General features: G+C 72.6%; 19 protein-coding genes. 15 read left to right on the top strand and 4 right to left on the bottom strand.

What is annotated here, in order from left to right:
* Positions 1–5: 5 nt before the first annotated feature.
* Positions 6–860, bottom strand: a complete 855-nt coding sequence (locus IEZ05_RS09310; RefSeq protein ID WP_189229530.1) for an AfsR/SARP family transcriptional regulator — start codon at positions 858–860, stop codon at positions 6–8.
* A 596-nt stretch (positions 861–1,456) separates the two neighbouring features.
* On the opposite strand from IEZ05_RS09310, the gene IEZ05_RS09315 reads away from it, so the two are divergent.
* From IEZ05_RS09315 to IEZ05_RS09330, 4 genes are all read left to right on the top strand, one after another.
* Positions 1,457–2,209: a (5-formylfuran-3-yl)methyl phosphate synthase gene (locus IEZ05_RS09315; RefSeq protein WP_189229531.1), complete on the top strand. Its 753-nt coding sequence runs from the start codon at positions 1,457–1,459 to the stop codon at positions 2,207–2,209.
* A gap of 2 nt (positions 2,210–2,211) precedes the next feature.
* Positions 2,212–3,621: an aldehyde dehydrogenase family protein gene (locus IEZ05_RS09320; protein ID WP_373298737.1), complete on the top strand. Its 1,410-nt coding sequence runs from the start codon at positions 2,212–2,214 to the stop codon at positions 3,619–3,621.
* Between the two features lie 4 nt (positions 3,622–3,625).
* Positions 3,626–4,729, top strand: a complete 1,104-nt coding sequence (locus IEZ05_RS09325) for an NAD(P)-dependent alcohol dehydrogenase (protein WP_189229533.1) — start codon at positions 3,626–3,628, stop codon at positions 4,727–4,729.
* A 77-nt stretch (positions 4,730–4,806) separates the two neighbouring features.
* Positions 4,807–5,712: a class I SAM-dependent methyltransferase gene (locus tag IEZ05_RS09330; protein WP_189229534.1), complete on the top strand. Its 906-nt coding sequence runs from the start codon at positions 4,807–4,809 to the stop codon at positions 5,710–5,712.
* A gap of 30 nt (positions 5,713–5,742) precedes the next feature.
* Here IEZ05_RS09330 and IEZ05_RS09335 read toward each other — a convergent pair whose 3' ends face one another.
* On the bottom strand, positions 5,743–6,321 hold the full coding sequence (locus IEZ05_RS09335) for a dihydrofolate reductase family protein (RefSeq protein WP_189229535.1): 579 nt from the start codon (positions 6,319–6,321) through the stop codon (positions 5,743–5,745).
* Positions 6,322–6,490: 169 nt separating this feature from the next.
* On the opposite strand from IEZ05_RS09335, the gene IEZ05_RS09340 reads away from it, so the two are divergent.
* The 8 genes from IEZ05_RS09340 to ykgO all read left to right on the top strand — a co-directional run bounded on the left by IEZ05_RS09340 (position 6,491) and on the right by ykgO (position 10,760).
* Positions 6,491–7,027 carry a hypothetical protein gene (locus IEZ05_RS09340; protein ID WP_189229536.1) on the top strand — a complete coding sequence of 179 codons (537 nt, stop codon included), beginning with the start codon at positions 6,491–6,493 and terminating at the stop codon, positions 7,025–7,027.
* A 230-nt stretch (positions 7,028–7,257) separates the two neighbouring features.
* A complete protein-coding gene (locus IEZ05_RS36910; RefSeq protein ID WP_308426906.1) occupies positions 7,258–7,728 on the top strand; it encodes a gas vesicle protein in 471 nt (156 codons plus the stop codon).
* 34 nt (positions 7,729–7,762) lie between these two features.
* Positions 7,763–8,650, top strand: coding sequence for a gas vesicle protein (locus IEZ05_RS09350; RefSeq protein ID WP_229869628.1), 888 nt, complete (start codon positions 7,763–7,765; stop codon positions 8,648–8,650).
* Positions 8,651–8,699: 49 nt separating this feature from the next.
* Complete coding sequence (locus IEZ05_RS09355; RefSeq protein ID WP_189229538.1) at positions 8,700–9,014, top strand: gas vesicle protein K; 315 nt, start codon at positions 8,700–8,702, stop codon at positions 9,012–9,014.
* Positions 9,011–9,820 (top strand): GvpL/GvpF family gas vesicle protein, encoded by an 810-nt coding sequence (locus IEZ05_RS09360; RefSeq protein WP_189229539.1) that lies wholly within the window; start codon positions 9,011–9,013, stop codon positions 9,818–9,820. The genes IEZ05_RS09355 and IEZ05_RS09360 overlap by 4 nt, the downstream gene beginning before the upstream one ends.
* A gap of 275 nt (positions 9,821–10,095) precedes the next feature.
* Positions 10,096–10,260, top strand: coding sequence for a 50S ribosomal protein L33 (rpmG, locus tag IEZ05_RS09365; protein WP_189229540.1), 165 nt, complete (start codon positions 10,096–10,098; stop codon positions 10,258–10,260).
* A 79-nt stretch (positions 10,261–10,339) separates the two neighbouring features.
* Entirely contained in the window at positions 10,340–10,600 is a 261-nt protein-coding gene (locus IEZ05_RS09370) for a type B 50S ribosomal protein L31 (RefSeq protein ID WP_189229541.1), read from the top strand.
* A gap of 37 nt (positions 10,601–10,637) precedes the next feature.
* Positions 10,638–10,760, top strand: a complete 123-nt coding sequence (gene ykgO / locus IEZ05_RS09375; RefSeq protein ID WP_189229542.1) for a type B 50S ribosomal protein L36 — start codon at positions 10,638–10,640, stop codon at positions 10,758–10,760.
* An 80-nt stretch (positions 10,761–10,840) separates the two neighbouring features.
* Here the strand turns inward: ykgO and IEZ05_RS09380 are convergent, their stop codons facing one another.
* Positions 10,841–11,731, bottom strand: coding sequence for a LysR family transcriptional regulator (locus tag IEZ05_RS09380; protein WP_189229543.1), 891 nt, complete (start codon positions 11,729–11,731; stop codon positions 10,841–10,843).
* A gap of 85 nt (positions 11,732–11,816) precedes the next feature.
* On the opposite strand from IEZ05_RS09380, the gene IEZ05_RS09385 reads away from it, so the two are divergent.
* Positions 11,817–12,692: a PhzF family phenazine biosynthesis isomerase gene (locus IEZ05_RS09385; protein ID WP_189229544.1), complete on the top strand. Its 876-nt coding sequence runs from the start codon at positions 11,817–11,819 to the stop codon at positions 12,690–12,692.
* Positions 12,693–12,909: 217 nt separating this feature from the next.
* The gene (locus tag IEZ05_RS09390; protein ID WP_189229545.1) at positions 12,910–13,449 is read left to right on the top strand and encodes an EF-hand domain-containing protein; all 540 of its coding nucleotides are present in this window, start codon (positions 12,910–12,912) and stop codon (positions 13,447–13,449) included.
* Between the two features lie 96 nt (positions 13,450–13,545).
* Here IEZ05_RS09390 and IEZ05_RS09395 read toward each other — a convergent pair whose 3' ends face one another.
* Complete coding sequence (locus tag IEZ05_RS09395; protein WP_189229546.1) at positions 13,546–14,355, bottom strand: universal stress protein; 810 nt, start codon at positions 14,353–14,355, stop codon at positions 13,546–13,548.
* Between the two features lie 221 nt (positions 14,356–14,576).
* Here IEZ05_RS09395 and IEZ05_RS09400 point away from each other — a divergent pair, with 221 nt between their 5' ends.
* Complete coding sequence (locus IEZ05_RS09400) at positions 14,577–16,289, top strand: SpoIIE family protein phosphatase (protein WP_189229547.1); 1,713 nt, start codon at positions 14,577–14,579, stop codon at positions 16,287–16,289.
* Positions 16,290–16,535 lie beyond the last annotated feature (246 nt).

Raw genomic sequence — 16,535 nt, forward strand, 5'->3', positions numbered from 1 at the left:
GCCCCTCACGGTCCGGGCGGGCCGTCACGGTGCCGTGACCGGGCAAGGCCGGCGACCAGCCGGTGCAGCCGCTCGGTCGGCTCCAGCCCCAGCTCGTCGTGCAGGCGCCGGCCGTAGCGGGCGAACGCGTGCAGGGCCTCGGAGGGGTTGCCCTCCGCCAGGTGGGCCCGGATCAGACACACCTGGCCGCTCTCGCGCAGCGGGTCGGCGTGTACGGCCGCGCGCGCGGCGGTGACGGCCTCGGCATGGCGTTGGGCCGTGATCAGCCGCTCGGCCAGCGTCTCCAGGGCGTGCATGCGCAGCTGCCGCCAGTCCTCGGCTTCCAGCAGCGCCCAGTCGTCGTACCAGCCGGGCAGCAGATCGGCGGAGAGGGCATCGACCGCGTCCAGGACGCAAGAGTCCGTGAGCCGGCCGGCCTCGGCGGGGTCGAGGATGCGGTGGGCGGTCCTGCGGGCGTCGTGGAGGTCGACGGTGGTGTCGGCGGCCAGGCGTACCTCGGCCGGGCCGATCTCCAGGGCCTGCCGGCCGGCGTGGTGCAGGCGGGCCAGGGCCGAGCGGAGATTGGCGTGTGCACTGTGCTCGGACGACGCCGGCCACAAAGTGCCCGCGATCAGGGGGCGGGGGACTCCCGCCCGGGCACACAGCGCGACGAACGCCAGGACGCGCTCCGACCCCACGGGGACGGCGGCCGGCTCCCCGTCCACCCACAGTCCGAAGCCTCCCAGGACACCGATGCACACCCCGACCCCGACCCGCCCGAAGTCCGCGGAGGCGGGAGCGCGGGAGAGCGGAACCGGGACGGCCTGCCGCGGCGCTCGCCGGCCGACCGCGCCGCGACCATCTCGGTGCCCGTTGCCCATTTCTGCCCTTCCCTGCCAGGACGTGTCCCCGGGGCGACCTGGCGGACCCCAACACGTCGAGCGGCCGGCCGTTGAGCACGCAGCCCGCGCGCCGCCCTGGAGACCGGCACGCCCCGTGGCCGCCGGAGTGTCAGGAAAGGGCCTCACGCAGGGGCGCAGGGCTCCGGGAAAGGTGGTGGACAGTTCCCTCCCTGACCGGAACAACGGCCCCGGCATCGCCGGAACCAACGGTGGAGGGCGTACCCGCAACAGGGGCAGCGAGACCTCGGCCCGTCCGGGCGGCCGGCCCCGGTCCACGGGCATGCCCGTGGGTGATAGGACCAGTGTCTGACGGGCCGGGAGGCCCGGCAACTCAGGGACGTGCCGTCGATTCGGGCGTGGACGCAAACGACATGCCGGTGCGCCCGCGCGCGGTGGGATCAGCGCGGACGGCGCGTTGCGCGGGGCGTGGGCACCGCGCGGCAACGACCCGTATGTCGCTCCGCGCGCCCTGCCGACGCCGGACGGCCGCGGAAATGATGTGCACACCGCACGTGAGCCAGGCGAATCCGCGCATCTGCTGTCAGCAGGTGGGCCTGCTGGGAAAGGATTCCACTGTGTTACTTCTCATCTCACCGGACGGGGTCGACGAAGCCCTCGACTGCGCGAAGGCGGCCGAGCACCTCGACATCGTCGACGTCAAGAAGCCCGACGAGGGCTCGCTCGGCGCGAACTTCCCCTGGGTCATCAGGGAGATCCGCGACGCGGTTCCGGCGGACAAGCCCGTCTCCGCCACCGTGGGGGACGTCCCGTACAAGCCCGGTACGGTGGCCCAGGCGGCGCTAGGGGCGGTCGTCTCCGGAGCCACGTACATCAAGGTCGGCCTCTACGGCTGCACGACACCCGAACAGGCCGTCGAGGTCATGCGCGGGGTCGTCCGGGCGGTGAAGGACTACCGGGCGGACGCGTTCGTCGTCGCCTCGGGCTACGCCGACGCCCACCGCATCGGCTGCGTCAACCCGCTCGCGCTGCCCGACATCGCCGCCCGCTCCGGCGCCGACGCCGCCATGCTCGACACCGCGGTCAAGGACGGAACACGGCTGTTCGACCACGTTCCGCCCGACGTCTGCGCCGAGTTCGTGCGGCGTGCCCACGCGGCGGGTCTCCTCGCCGCGCTGGCGGGCAGCGTGAAGACCGGCGACCTGGGTGAGCTGGCCCGCATCAAAACGGACATCGTCGGAGTGCGCGGGGCGGTCTGTGAGGGAGGCGACCGCAACGCGGGCCGCATCCGGCCCGACCTGGTGGCCGCATTCCGGGCGGAGATGGACCGGCTCGTCCGGGAGCACACGGTCGCCGCCGCGGCGAGCTGACGGTGGCCGTGCCGACCGGACGTCGCCGTCACGCCCCGGGGCGCCTGGGCAGCCACGTCACCGTCGTCGATCCGGCGACGGGCGAGGTCTTCGCGGAGGCTCCCGAACAGCGGCCGGACGAGCTGGACGCGGTCGTCGACCGGGCCCACGCGGCCTGGCGCGACTGGCGGACCGACCCGGACGCCCGCAGGACCGCGCTGCGCGCTGCGGCGGACGCCGTCGAGGCGGCAGCGGCGGAGCTCGCCCCGCTGCTCACCCGAGAACAGGGCAAGCCGCTGACCGAGTCGTACGCGGAGGTGGCCCGTACGGCCGCGCGGCTACGCTACTTCGCCGGGCTGGATGCCGGGACGGAGCCGATCACGGACGGCCGCCCCGTACACAGCGAGCTCCGCTGGCGACCGCTGGGGCCCGTCGCCGCGATCGTCCCGTGGAACTTCCCCCTGCAGCTCGCGTCGGCGAAGTTCGCTCCGGCCCTCGCCGCGGGCAACACGATGGTGCTCAAGCCCTCTCCGTTCACTCCTCTCGCCACCCGGTTGCTGGGGTCCGTCCTCTCCGGGGCTCTGCCCGAGGGCGTCCTGACGATCGTCACCGGGCGGGAGCCCCTCGGCGCCCGTCTCGCCGCGCATCCGGGAATCCGCCATGTGACCTTCACCGGTTCGGCGGCCACGGGCCGGGGCGTCGCCGCGGGCGCGGCGGCCTCGCTCGCGCGGGTCACCCTCGAACTGGGCGGCAACGACGCCGCCGTCCTGCTGGACGACGTCGACGTGGAGGAGATGGCGGACCGGTTGTTCTGGGCGGCGTTCCGCAACTGCGGGCAGGTCTGCATGGCGGTCAAGCGCGTCTACGCCCCTGCCCGTCACTACGCACAGGTGGTGGAGGCGCTCGCGGACCGGGCGAGGACGACCGTCGTCGGACCCGGTCTCGACCCGGACACACGGCTCGGACCGGTCAACAACGCCCCTCAACTGGCCCGCGTCGAGCGGTACACGGCCCGGGCCCTGGCAGACGGCGCCCGAGTCGCTGCCGGCGGGCACCGACTGGACCGGCCGGGGTACTTCTTCGCGCCGACGGTCCTGGCCGACGTGCCGGCCCACAGTCCGGTGGTGACGGAGGAACAGTTCGGTCCCGTCCTGCCGGTGTTGCCCTACAACACCCTCGACGAAGCCGTCGGGGCAGCCAACGGCACCGGTTTCGGCCTGGGCGGATCGGTGTGGGGAACCGACGTCGACCTGGCCGCTGCCGTGGCCGACCGTCTGGAGTGCGGTACCGCCTGGATCAACCATCACGCCGAACTGTCCCTCGCTCAGCCCTTCGCGGGTGCCAAGGACAGCGGGGTCGGCGTCGCGGGCGGACCGTGGGGGCTCTACGGGAACCTCAGACCGTTCGTCGTGCACCGACCCGAGGAGGCGTGACGACGTGAAGTTCGGCGCGGCGGTACTGCGTGCTTACGAGGAGCCGTTCACAATCGAAGAGGTGATGCTGGCCGAGGGGCCGGACGAGGGCGAGATCCTGGTCCGGATCGCGGGCTGCGGTTTGTGCCGGACCGATCTCGCGGTCCGGCGATCGGCGGGCCGCTCGCCCCTGCCGGCCGTCCTCGGCCACGAGGGGGCGGGAGTCGTGGCGGAGACGGGGGGCGCGGGCACCGGCTTCGACGTCGGCGACCATGTCGTACTGAGCTTCGACTCCTGCGGTCACTGCCGCAGTTGCAGGAGCGCGGCCCCCGCCTACTGCGACTCCTTCGCCTCGCTGAACCTCTTCGGCGGGCGCAGGGAGAACGCCGCACGGTTCACCGACGCGGCCGGCCTCGCACTGGCGCCCCGTTGGTTCGGCCAGTCCTCGTTCGCCGAGTACGCGATGGTCCCGGCACGCAACGCCGTCCGGGTCGATCCCTCGCTGCCGCTGGAACTGCTCGGACCGCTCGGCTGCGGCTTCCTCACCGGTGCCGGGGCGGTCTTCAACTCCTTCGGTGTCGGTCCCGGTGACACCCTCGCGGTCTTCGGCGCGGGATCGGTGGGTCTGGCCGCGGTGATGGCGGCCCACGCCGCCGGGGCGGTGACCGTCGCCGTCGACCGGCATCCCGGGCGGCTCGGCCTGGCCGAGCGGCTGCACGCCCTTCCGCTCCCCGCCGCGTCGGCCGCCCTGCCCGAGCGGATCCAGCGGCTGACCGGCGGCGGAGTGACGTACGCGCTGGACACCACAGGGTCCGCCGGACTGATCAACGACGCGCTCCGGTCACTGAGCCCGACCGGCCACCTCGGCCTCGTGTCACGTCTGCACACCGCGTTGCCGCTGGAGCCGGGAACACTGGACCGCGGACGCCGGATCTCCCACATCTGCGAGGGCGACGCGGTCCCCGGGCTGTTGATCCCGCGCCTGACCGCGCTCTGGCAGGCCGGACTGTTCCCCTTCGACCAGCTGATCCGTCTCTATCCGCTCGCCGACATCAACGAGGCCGAACACGACTGCGACACGGGCCGCGTCGTCAAACCCGTCCTGATCCCGGACGGGCGGCAGCGGTGACCGAGGCGTTCCGTGACACCACCCACCCGAGCTGCCGTCCTGAGGGACGCCGGCCATACCCGCATCAAGGAGTACGCATGGTCGATACGGCACCGCGCAGCACCGGCGTGGAGGGAGGGGTCGGCCTGACCGCCCTTCTGGTCGCCGCGGCACGGGCGATCGAGACCTACCGCCCCGACAGTCTCGCCCAGGACGTCTACGCGGAGCTCTTCGTGCGCTCCGCCCCGGCGTCCGCGCACTGGCCGGTCCGCCTGGACCAGGCTCCTGACGGGGACGCGAACCCGCTGTGGGGGCGCTTCGCCCGCTACTTCGGACTGAGGACCCGCGTTCTCGACGACTTCCTGCTCCGGTCGGTCCGGACCGGCGGCGCCCGCCAGGTGGTGCTGCTCGGTGCGGGGCTCGACACACGGGCCTTCCGACTCGACTGGCCTTCCGACTGCGTGGTCTTCGAGATCGACCGGGACGGGGTCCTCGCGTTCAAGCACGAGGTGCTCGGCGCGTTGCCGGTCGCGCCGAGGGCGACGCGGGTGCCGATCGCGGTCGACCTGCGCGCCGACTGGGGCGGTGCGCTGAGGGCGGCCGGCTTCGACCCGGCGGCCCCCACCGCGTGGCTGGCCGAGGGGCTGCTGTTCTACCTGCCCCGCGCCGCCGAGACCAACCTGATCCGCACGGTGGACCGGTTGAGCGCGGCGGGCAGCGCGCTGGCGTACGAGGTCAAGCTCGAGAAGGACCTGTGGGAGTACCGCGACAGCCGCCTCTACACGTCGACGCGTGAACAGCTCGGCATCGATCTGCTCGGCCTGTTCAGCAGGGAGCAACGGCCCGACTCCGCGGCTCATCTGGCGAACAGCGGCTGGTCCACCTCGGTCCACACCCCCTTCGAGTTCACCCATCGGCACGGACGCGGTCCCCTGCCCGAGGAGAACGACGCGCTCGCGGGCAACCGGTGGGTGTTCGCGGACAAACCGCTGCCGGCCTGGTAGCGAACCGCTCGTGATCCCGGTCCGTGGGTTCTAGGCGTCGGCCCCGGGCGGGCCGTCGAGGACGGTGGGAACGTATTCCAGCAGCTGGAGCCGACCGTCGAAGGTGCGGCTCTCGACCAGGCCTAGAGCGATGTCGGGATACTCGTCGAAGATCCGCTCCTTCCCGGTGGCGCCGGTGATGACCGGGAAGACGACCACGCGGAAACGGTCGACCAGGCCGGCGGCGAGCAGCGAACGGCAAAGGGTCAGGCTGCCGAGGGTGCGCAGGGGGCCCGCGTCACGCTGCTTCATGTCCCGTACCGCCTGGACGGGGTCCTCCCGGACCAGTTCGGTGTTGCTCCAGGACAGCGGCGCCTCCAGAGTCGAGGAGAACACCACCTTGGGCATCGCGGTCAGCCCGGCGCAGCCGGGATCGTCGGGCATCTCGGCGGCGAACCCGGACATCAGCCGGTACGTCCTGGCGCCCATGAGGGTGGTGTGCCGCTTCTCGGTGTCACTGTCGAGCCAGGCGAGATACTCGGGTCCCCCCATGCCCCAGAGACCGGGCCAGCCGTCCGCGGACGCGTAGCCGTCGAGAGAGATGATGAAGTCCACCATGAGGCTTGACATCGGGCTGTTCCTCCTGTGTACGTGCGTACCGGTGATGACCGACGCCGAGCCGGAAAGTCATCGCGCTCCCTTGGCGGTGCGCGGCTCGACCCGCGTGGCGTCGTGTCCGCCGACGGTGTGCGGGTGAGCATGAGGTGACCCAGTTCTCCTCCCGCACCGAGGCGATGCGATGCCCGACCACGCCCACCACGTCCCGTCCGAGGGCGCCGCACCGAGGGGAAGCCTGCGGCCCGAGCTGGCGGAACGCTGGCTGTTCCGGGGGATCTACGGCCTGGTGCTGGCCAGTGCCATGGTGGCCGCGCTGGATGTGCCGGGGGAGAAGGCCGATCCCGGTCAGGACGCGCTGTGGGTACTCCTCACCGCGCTGGCGTCGGCTGCCGCCCACGGGTACGCGCACGTCATCGCCCAGCGTGCGGCCGCCGAGGGGGCGGCCAGGCCCGGCAGAGTGCGTGCGGTTGTCGCCGAGTGGCCGTTGGTCGCCGCCGTGCTGCCCACCCTGTTGCTCTTGCTCGGCGCGGTCGCCGAGTGGTGGACGGAGGACACGGCGGTCGACGTGGCTCTGCTGTTCAACACCGTCGCCCTGTTCGGCCTGGGAGCCTCGGCGGCCCGCACCGCGGGACTCGGCTGGCTGTCCTCCTGCCGGGCGGGGTTCGTGGACATGTTGATCGGGCTCGTGGTCATCGCCGCGGACGCACTGATCGAGTAGCGCGGCCACCGGCTGCCGTGCCGCCCGGCAGGACCGCTCCCGCTCTCGCACGGGCGGCGGGTCCGTGCCGCACGAGAGCGGACTCGGCGCGGCACCTCGCGGTGTATGAATGGCGGAAGACCGGCAAGGCGGCTGGGATGAGCAGCTTTACCGGAAGGACCACTCCGGGCGAGGGCGGGTTCCCCGCGGCCGCCCCTGGACGCGAGCCGTCGGCCCGCACGGTGCCCGCGGTGAGCGCGGCCCCCATGCAGCCCCGGCGGGACGGCGAGGGAAGCCTCGCGCACGTGGTGGAAACCCTGCTGGACAAGGGCCTGGTGCTGAACGCCGACATCATGGTCTCGGTCGCCGGGGTCGAGCTGCTGGGCATCCGGCTGCGCGCGGCCCTGGCCTCCTTCGAGACGGCCGCCCGCTACGGACTGGAATTCCCCTCCGGCACGGACACGGAGACCGCCGCGTGGCGCGACACCCGGGAGGAGAAGGAGACCTGCCCGGCGTGCGGCAAGCGCGCGCCCGTCGAGCAACTGCTGAACCAGTGGTGCCCCTGGTGTGGCTGGCGCAGTGCCCAGGCCCGGTTGCGGGGAGACTCCGGGCAGGCCGCCCTGACGGGTCACCAGGACGCCGACGCTCAGGAGAACGACGAGCGCGACGAGGACCGCGATCAGGACCCGGCCGAGCGAAAGGCCGAGCGGCGTGGCGACTGACCGGTCCCCGATGAGGCCCACCCGGGAACCGAGGGTGACCCTGGACGACCTGGTGGAGGTCCTGCTCAACAAGGGCGCGGTCCTGCATCTGGATCTCATCGTCGCCGTCGCGGACATCCCGCTGATCGGCGTCTCGGTGCGGGCCGCCGTCGCCGGGATGGAGACGATGCTGGAGTACGGCATGATGCGCCACTGGGACGAGGCCACCCGCGCGTGGGCCGAGCGCTCCGTCGCCCGGCGCGCCCTCGGCCTGCGTGAGGGCGAGAGCGTCGTCCGCCGGATGAGCGGGGGTCACCTGCTGACCGAGGGCGTGTACCACGGCTGGCGGCCCGGCACCGTCTACCTCACCGATCAGCGCCTCGTCGTCCTGCGTGAGGAGCCCCGGGAGGTGCTCTGGCAGACCGGTCTCGACGCCGTACGCGACGTGCGGCTGAAGCCGGAGCGGACGGTCGGCGGCGAGGAACGCCTGCGCCTGGAGGTGTCGCTGGCCGACGGACGGCGGGAACTGCTCTCCGCCAGGGAGCCCCAGACACTGCACGACCTGCTCACCCGTTCCCGCGCCGGGCACCTCGCGCCCGCGCTCCCGTCGGGGGCCGCCGCCGAGGAGGAACCTCCCCTCGCGGAGGGGCACCTCTGGTACGAGGAGCCGCGCAGGTCCGGCCCGTTGTGGCGCGGCGGACGGGCACGGCTCACGGCCGGCCGGCTGACCTGGAAGTCACCCGTGGACGCCAGGCCCGCCCTGGTGCTGCCCACGACGGACCTGGCCGGGGTGCGGCGGGCGCCCGGGTACGGGCCAGGCGGTGAGGGAAGCGTCCTCGTGCTGCGCACCACCGCGGGCGAGGAGATCCGGCTCGCCGCCGACGACCCGGACCGCTGGGCCGGACGGCTCGCGTCCGCCGGCCCCGTGGCGGCCACCGCATGAGCGGGACGAGAAGGGATCGAGCAGTGCAGCGGACGGAGGAGAAGACGACATGCCGTTGACCGTCGACGAGAAGAGCCTCAAGCACGGGGTGCTGTCCCTCGTCGTGACGCTGGTCGAGGTGATCCAGGAGGCTCTGGACCGCCAGGCCATGCGCCGCATCGAAGGCGGTGACCTCGACCCGGAGGAGGCCGAACGCCTCGCCGACGCCCTGCTGGACCTGGACGAGGCGATGGAACAGATCAAGGAGGACCACGGCATCGTCACCTCGGTCGCCGACCTGCACCGCGGGCTGGACGACGTGGTCGACGACGTCGTGGACAAGCTGATCAACCCGCAGCGCTGGGCGGAGGAGGCCGGGCGATGACGGAGAACACCGCTCTGTACGTGTACGCCCTGCTTCCCGACCGGCAGGGCGCAGCCGACGGCGTCACCGGGCTCGACGGGCGTCCGCTGCGCCTGGCGGGAGTTCCGGGCACCGGCGTCGCCGCGCTGGTGCACGACGCGACGCCGGCCCCCTTCCAGGGGGACGACGACCAGGTGCGGCGCTGGGTGGCGGAACAGAGCGAGGCGGTCACCACGGTCTGGGAGCGCGTCGGCAGCCTGCTGCCGATGACCTTCAACGTCCTGGTCGCCGACGACACCGCGTCCGGACGGAGCGCCGAGCAGCGGCTGGGGGACTGGATCAGGGAACAGGAGGACGACATCACCGGTCAGCTGACGGCGCTCTCCGGGCGGTGCGAACTGCGCGTGGAGATCACCCTGGACCGTGCGGCCGCCACGACCGGCGACCCGGCCACGAGTCCGGGGGAGACGGGGGGCGACGCCCGGTCGCCCGGCATGCGCAGGCTGCTCGCCAAGCAGCGCGAGCAGCGTGAGAAGAACGTGGCCGGGCAGCTCGCGGACACACTGCACGCCGGCATCCGGCGCCGCCTGCTCTCGGTCGCCGAGGACCTTCGCGACCGAGGACCGGCCCACCGCGTGCCCGGCGAGTCGGACGTCCTGTCCGCGGCTCTGCTCGTCCGGCACGAGGACATCGACGCCGTCGGTGCCGTCCTGAGCGACGCGCAGACCGGTCAGCCCGCCCTGCGGATCCGCTTCCTCGGTCCCTGGCCGCCGTACTCGTTCACCGAGACCCGGCCGCACGAGCCGGCGGAGCAGGCGGCGCGCTGACGTCCGCACGGGCCGCGTCCCTTCCGCGGGCCGGGAATGCCGGTGCGTACGGCCGCGTTGTGGCAACCGTGACCGTGGAGGGGACAGTGTCCCCGGGCCTCACCTCTCGCCTGCGGGGACGATCGTCCGGCTGAAGCCCCGCAGAGCCGTTCGCCGCGCAGGCGACCGCCCTCCACGTCACCCTCGTCGGGAATGCGGTACCCGTCGCGGGCGTTGCACGGCACGTATGACATGTCCGAGTCAATCGACTCGGGTGGTGGCGAAAGGAGCACCCCATGGCACGCAGCACCTCGCGTCCGGTCGTCAGGCTCACCTCCACGGCCGGCACCGGCGTCACCTACGTGACCCGCAAGAACCGTCTGAACGACCCCGACCGGCTGGTCCTGCGCAAGTACGACCCGGTCGTCGGCGGGCACGTTCTCTTCCGCGAGACGCGCTGACCCGCAGCGGATCGCCGCTCCTCGCCCCACCGCTCCCCGCCGTTCTCGCGGCGAAGCCCTCCAGGAAGGACAGCACCTCATGAGGCACGGAGTACACCCTGTCTCCCGTCCGGTCGTCTTCCGCGACCGCGCGGCGGGCTTCCAGATGCTCACCCGCTCCACACTCGACGCCCGCCGGACGGTCGAGTGGGAGGACGGCGTGACGTACCCGGTCGTCGACGTCGAGATCTCGTCGGCGAGCCACCCGTTCTACACCGGCACCTCGCGCGTCGTCGACACCGCGGGACGTGTGGAGCGCTTCGAGCGGCGCTACGGCACCGCAGCCCCGGCCCGCCGCTGACGGTGGGCCCCGCCCGATCCTCCGGAGGGACACCGCGATGAAGGTACGCAAGTCGCTGCGCTCGATGAAGGCCAAGCCCGGCGCCCAGGTGGTGCGCCGACGCGGAGTGACGTACGTGATCAACAAGAAGGACCCGCGTTTCAAGGCCCGGCAGGGCTGACGGGGTAGCGCCGCACGGCCCGGCACCGCACGCTCGCGGTGCCGGGCCGTCCGCGTCGGGACGGGCACCCGTCCGGCCCGTCAGACGGTGCGGAAGTGCTGCCGCAGCTGCGAGGTGACGGTGTCGGTCGCGGCGGTGGGGGCACGGCGCCGATGGCGGGCGAGGAGGACGGAGACGTCCGGAAGGGCCGGGCCCGGCACGGCGGCGAGCGTGCCGTCGCGGAGCGAGGGAGCCGCGTTGGCCAAGGGCAGGACGGTCAGTCCGAGCCCGGCCGCGACACAGGAGCGGACGGCCTCGATGCTGCCGAACCGGGTCAGGCGGGGCCTGGCTCCGGCGACGGCCCGGAGCCGGTCGGCGAGCCGGTCGCTGTAGGAGCAGCCCTGCTCGTGCAGGAAGAAGTCCGCCTCGGCGAGCTCCGGCCAGGTCACCGGTGCCTCACGACCGGCGAGGGGGTGGTGGGGAGCGGCCAGCAGTACCAGGGGCTGCCCCGCGAGACGTTCCGCGAGGACGTCCGGGTGGTCGACCCCGTCCTCGAGCAGGAGCGCGCAGTCGAGCACCCCCGCCCGCAGCCCGTCCACCGCGCCGTCCGTGCCGCAGGCCCGCAGGTGCACCTCGACCTGCGGATGCAAGCGGCGCAGTGCGGCGATCACCTGGGGGAGGTGGGCCGAGCACAGGGTTTCGCCCGCGCCCACCGTCACGGTGCCCTTGACCGGTCCCTCGCCGTCGGCCGCGGTGAGCAGGCGCGACTCGGCGTCCAGGACGTCCTCGGCCAGGGGGACGAGGCGCCGTCCCGCGTCGGTGAGCAGCGCGCCCCGTGGCATGCGGTCGAAGAGCCGGGCGCCGAGTGCCTTCTCCAGCGACTTGATCTGCACGGTGACCGTGGACTGTGAGAGCCGCAGTTCGGTGGCGGCGCCGGTGAAGCTGCCCGTCCGGGCGAGCGTGGCGAAGGTCTGGAGCAGCCGGGTGTCCATCACGGCACCCTAAGTCCTGCCATCGGAAATCTCGATGGGAACGATGAGAAACGATCGTTGGATTTCATGAGCCCGACGCGGAATCATGAGGGCCATGACCACTTCTTCGCCTGACGTCGACGTCCTGCGCTACACGGCCTTCACCTCCCGCCCCGACGGTGGCAACCCGGCCGGTGTCGTCCTCGACGCCGCGCGGCTCGGGCCGGACCGCATGGCGGCGATCGCCGCCGAGGTCGGGTACTCGGAGACGGCGTTCGTCACCTCCCGCGACGAGGAGCGGCGCCGGTTCACGCTCCGGTACTTCAGCCCGCTCGCCGAGGTCGCCTTCTGCGGACACGCCACCGTGGCGACGGCGGTGGCGCTCGCCGAGCGTCTGGGCGCCGGCGACCTGGTCTTCGACACCCCCGCCGGAGAGATCCTGGTGACCACGTCGGCGGATGCCCGAGGCGCGGTCCGGGCGACGCTCACCAGCGTGCCCACCCGGTCGCGGCCGGCGCGGGCCGACGAGGTGGACCCGGCCCTGTCGGCCCTGGGCTGGGACAGCGCCGACCTCGACCCCGAGCTGCCGCCGCACGTCGCCTTCGGCGGCAACGACCACCTGGTGCTCGCCGCCCGTTCCCGGGCCCGGCTGGCCGACCTCGACTACGACTTCGACGCGCTCGCCGCCCTCATGCGGAAGAGCGGCTGGACGACGGTGCACCTGGTCTGGCGCGAGGACGAGCAGCACTACCACGCCAGGGACCCGTTCCCGGTGGGCGGCGTGGTGGAGGACCCGGCCACCGGAGCGGCCGCGGCCGCGTTCGGCGGCTACCTGGGCACGATCGGCGCGCTGCCGGAGTCCGGCGTGGTCACCGTCCGGCAGGGGGAGGACATGGGCCGGCCGAGCGAACTCACCGTGCACGCGGACCCGCACGGCACCCGCGTCCACGTCACCGGCCATGCCGTACCGATCACCGGATGAGCGCGCGGCGGACACGCTGCCCGGAGGCCCGGAGCACGGTGCTGTCCCGTCACCCCCTGCTTCATGCACGGACGGGCTGATTCCCTCCGATCGTGTGGGAAGCGCGGCGCTTCCCCCTCGCGGCGGCCGGAAGGTCTGGATAGTGAGTCAGCCGCCGGGGCAACGTCCGCGGCGGATTCCGACGGCCACGTTCCACCAGGGAAGGCAGGGTTGCACCATGACGCCCACCACCGAGGCGACCGACCGCATCGAGCTGGTCTTCTCCCTCTTCGACGCCGATGGGAACGGATACCTGGAGCTTTCCGACTTCGATCTGATGAGCGAGCGCGTCGTGGCCGCCGTACCGGCTGCCGACGAGGCCACGAGGAACCGGCTGTCCGGTGCCTTCCGCCGCTACGGTGAAACGCTCCTGACCGAGCTGGACGCCAACGGCGACGGCCGGGTCAGCCCCGAGGAGTTCACCTCCGTCGTCCTGAATCCGCAGCGGTTCGACGCCACCGTGGACGAGTTCGCCGAAGCGCTCGCCGAGATGGGCGATCCGGACGGAGACGGCTTCGTGGCCCGCCCCGAGTTCGTCGCGCTGATGCTCGCGATCGGCTTCGCGCGGCCCAACATCGAGGAGCTCTTCCGGGCCTTCGGGCCGGACGGGGAGGACCGCATCCCCGTGTCCACCTGGGCGGACGGAATCAGGGACTACTACCGCCCCGAGAAGTCCGGTATCCCCGGCGATCACCTGGTCCCGGCCGGGACCAGGTGACGGCGACGGGGCCGCGGAACCGGCACGACCGGACGGCGCGGGCGCCGCGGCCCCGACGCCCGGTGTGACCGGAGAGCCGGACGACGGTGGCCGCTTTCATGTCGTCCTGCGTACCGTGACGACGGGGCAGCGGGCGTACGTCATCACGGCCTGGCTCACCGAGCCCAGGAGCAGTCCGGCGACGCCTCCGCGTCCGCGGGCGCCGACCACCAGCAGTTGAGCCGCCTTGCTCGCCTCGAGGAGGGCGTCACGCGCCTTGCCGCGCACCAGGTCGTGCCGGACCGTGATGTCCGGACAGCCGGCCGCGCGACCGGCGAGTGCCCGGGCCAGCCTCTGCGCGGCGGACTCGGGGTCTGCTTCGGCCGCCCCGTCCGACTGCCACGCATGCACCGCCACGAGCTCGGCCCGGCGCTGCGCGGCTTCGGCGAACGCGACCTCGACGGCCTTGTCGCTGTCCGGGGAACCGTCGACGCCCAGCACGACCGGCCCTGTGTCGGCGGACGGGCGGTGCTCTTCGCTGACCGTCATCACCGGACAATGGCTGAGGGCTGCCAGGGCAACCGGGGTAGAACCCAGCAGCAGGCCCACGACACGCCCCTTGCCGCGGGAGCCGACGACGATCAGGTCCGCGGTCCGTGACTCGACTTCCAGCACGTACGCCGCGTCACCCGTCACCACGGCGTGGGTCACCGCGACCCCGGGTGCCACGCCACAGGCGTGGGCCGCCGCCTCGTGGACCAGCGTCCCGGAGGCGGGGTCCGGCACCAGGTACCTGGGCTTGACCGGGATCTCGGCATGCACCACACGCAGCTTCGCCCCGCGCCGTACCGCCGCCGCGGCGGCTGCTTCCACGGCGGTGAGACTCGTCGCCGAGCCGTCCACCCCGACCACGACCAGGTTGCTCATCAGCGGCTGCTCCACTTCAGGCTCCGCGACTCCCAGCGTCGCCCCATCGGTGGGCCGCTGCAATTCCTGCCGGGCCCGCGCACCGACGGACCTGCGGACCGAGGGACGCCGGAGAGTTCTCCGTCACGACGGGGCATAGAGAAGAGCGGACAGGAAACACCGCCGGACAGCCGCGCAGCGGTAGCGGGACCGAGGCGGCGCGGCCACGAGGAGGCCCGGACATGGCAGGCGCGAAGGACAAGGAGACCGGCCACGAGCAAAGCCGGGAAGCGCCTCATCCCCAGCGCCTCGACGCCCTGGAGGTCATCAGGACCGGAGCTTACGTCGTCGACGGGCAGGGCCGTGTCGTCGCCGTGAACACCCACGCCGAGGAACTGCTGGGCCGCCGGGCAGAAGACATGGCAGGTCAGGACGCCCACGAACTGCTGCACCGGGGACCGCACGGTGAGCAGTTGCCAGCCACGCGGTGCGCCATGCGGCTGGCCTTCCACGCCGGACACCCGGCACAGGGCGAGAACGACTACTTCTCCCGCGCCGACGGCTCCGTCCTGCCCATCTCCTGGTTCCTCGCCCCCTACGCCGTGGACGGCCCCGACACCCACACGCTCGTCATCTTCCACCCGCGTGAGCAGGCGCAGTCCGCCGGGCCGCACTCGGAGCTGCCCGCCGAGCCGATGAGCGAACTCGAACGACTGGCACTGCTGGCCGAGACCACCACCCAGGTGACCTCCACCCTCAACGTCGACGAGACGCTGCGCCGACTGGTGGCCCTGGTCCTGCCCCGGCTCGCGGACTGGGCCGTCATCGACCTGATCACCGAGCACGAGGAAGTGTGGCGGACCGCCGTGGTCCACGTCGACCGGGACCGCCTGGTGCACCGTGAGGATCTCGAAGGGCCTATGCCGCCCGTGCCCGAGGAATCACCGATGCCCCTGTCCCGCGCCCTGCGCGGCGTCGCCTCCGCCCTGGCCGGACCCGACACCTACCAGCGCACCCCGGACTCCGGCATCGCCGTCGAACAGCGTCGATTGTTCGAGGCCACCGGCATCCGCTCCGCCGCCATCGTCCCCCTCCGTGGGACCCGGGAGGTCCTGGGCGCCCTCACCCTGGGCCGGGCCGGCAAACCCGGTGACTTCTCCACCTCCGACCTGCCCCTGATCGAGGACATCGCCCGCCGTGCCGGCCTGGCGCTGGACAACGCGCGCCTCTACCAGCGCCAGCGCGCGGTCGCCGAGACCATGCAGAACCACCTGCTGCCCCAGATGCCGCGCGTGCCCGGACTGCAGATGGCCGTCCGCTACCTGCCCGCCCCCGACGCGTCTCAGGTCGGCGGGGACTGGTACGACGCCTTCGCCCTGTCCGACGGCGCCACCGCGCTGGCCGTCGGGGACGTCGTCGGCCACGACCTGGAGGCCGCGGCCGGCATGGCCCAGTTGCGCAACATGCTCCGTGCCTACGCCTGGTCCCAGCAGGCACCCCCCAGCCGCATCGTGGAGCGCCTCGACGAGGCGATCATGCCCATCACGGACGTCACCATGGCCACGCTCGTCTTCGCCCGCGTCACCAGGACGGACAGCGGAGCCTGGCAGCTGTCCTGGACCAACGCGGGTCACCCCCCACCCCTGCTCGTCACCCGCGACGGCCTGACCGACTACCTCACCGACGGACACAGTCTCCTGCTCGGCACCGGTCTCCGTACGTCCCGTCCCGACGCGACGGTCGTGCTTCCGCCGGGTTGCACCCTCCTGCTGTACACCGACGGACTCATCGAGGTGCCGGGCCGTACGCTCGACGAGGGCCTGGACCGGCTGCGCCAGCACGCCGCGGCCCTCGCCCACCGGCCCCTGCCGTCCTTCGCCGACCAACTCCTGCGCCGTGTCCAGCCGCCCGGCCTGGACGACGTCGCCCTCCTGGCGCTCCGTACCCCTGCGTGAGCGGGCGGCCGCACCCCGGAACCCGCCGTGCCCGCTCGGACCGAGCGGGCACGGCCGGTTGAAGAAGACTTTGCCCGTGGCCGATTCCACGCGGCGGGCGCCGGACCTGACGGCGGCAGAGGGTATCGCGTTCGCAAAGTTTGGCCGAAAACGAGGGATGTTGTGTGTCCTTCTCGTTTCGGTCGCGTTGACCGCGCTCGCTCTCATGACGCACGCTCGGAATGTAGATGGCAACTACAACTGGTT

The sequence above is a fragment of the Streptomyces flaveolus genome (assembly GCF_014648815.1).
GTDB classification, from domain to species: domain Bacteria; phylum Actinomycetota; class Actinomycetes; order Streptomycetales; family Streptomycetaceae; genus Streptomyces; species Streptomyces flaveolus.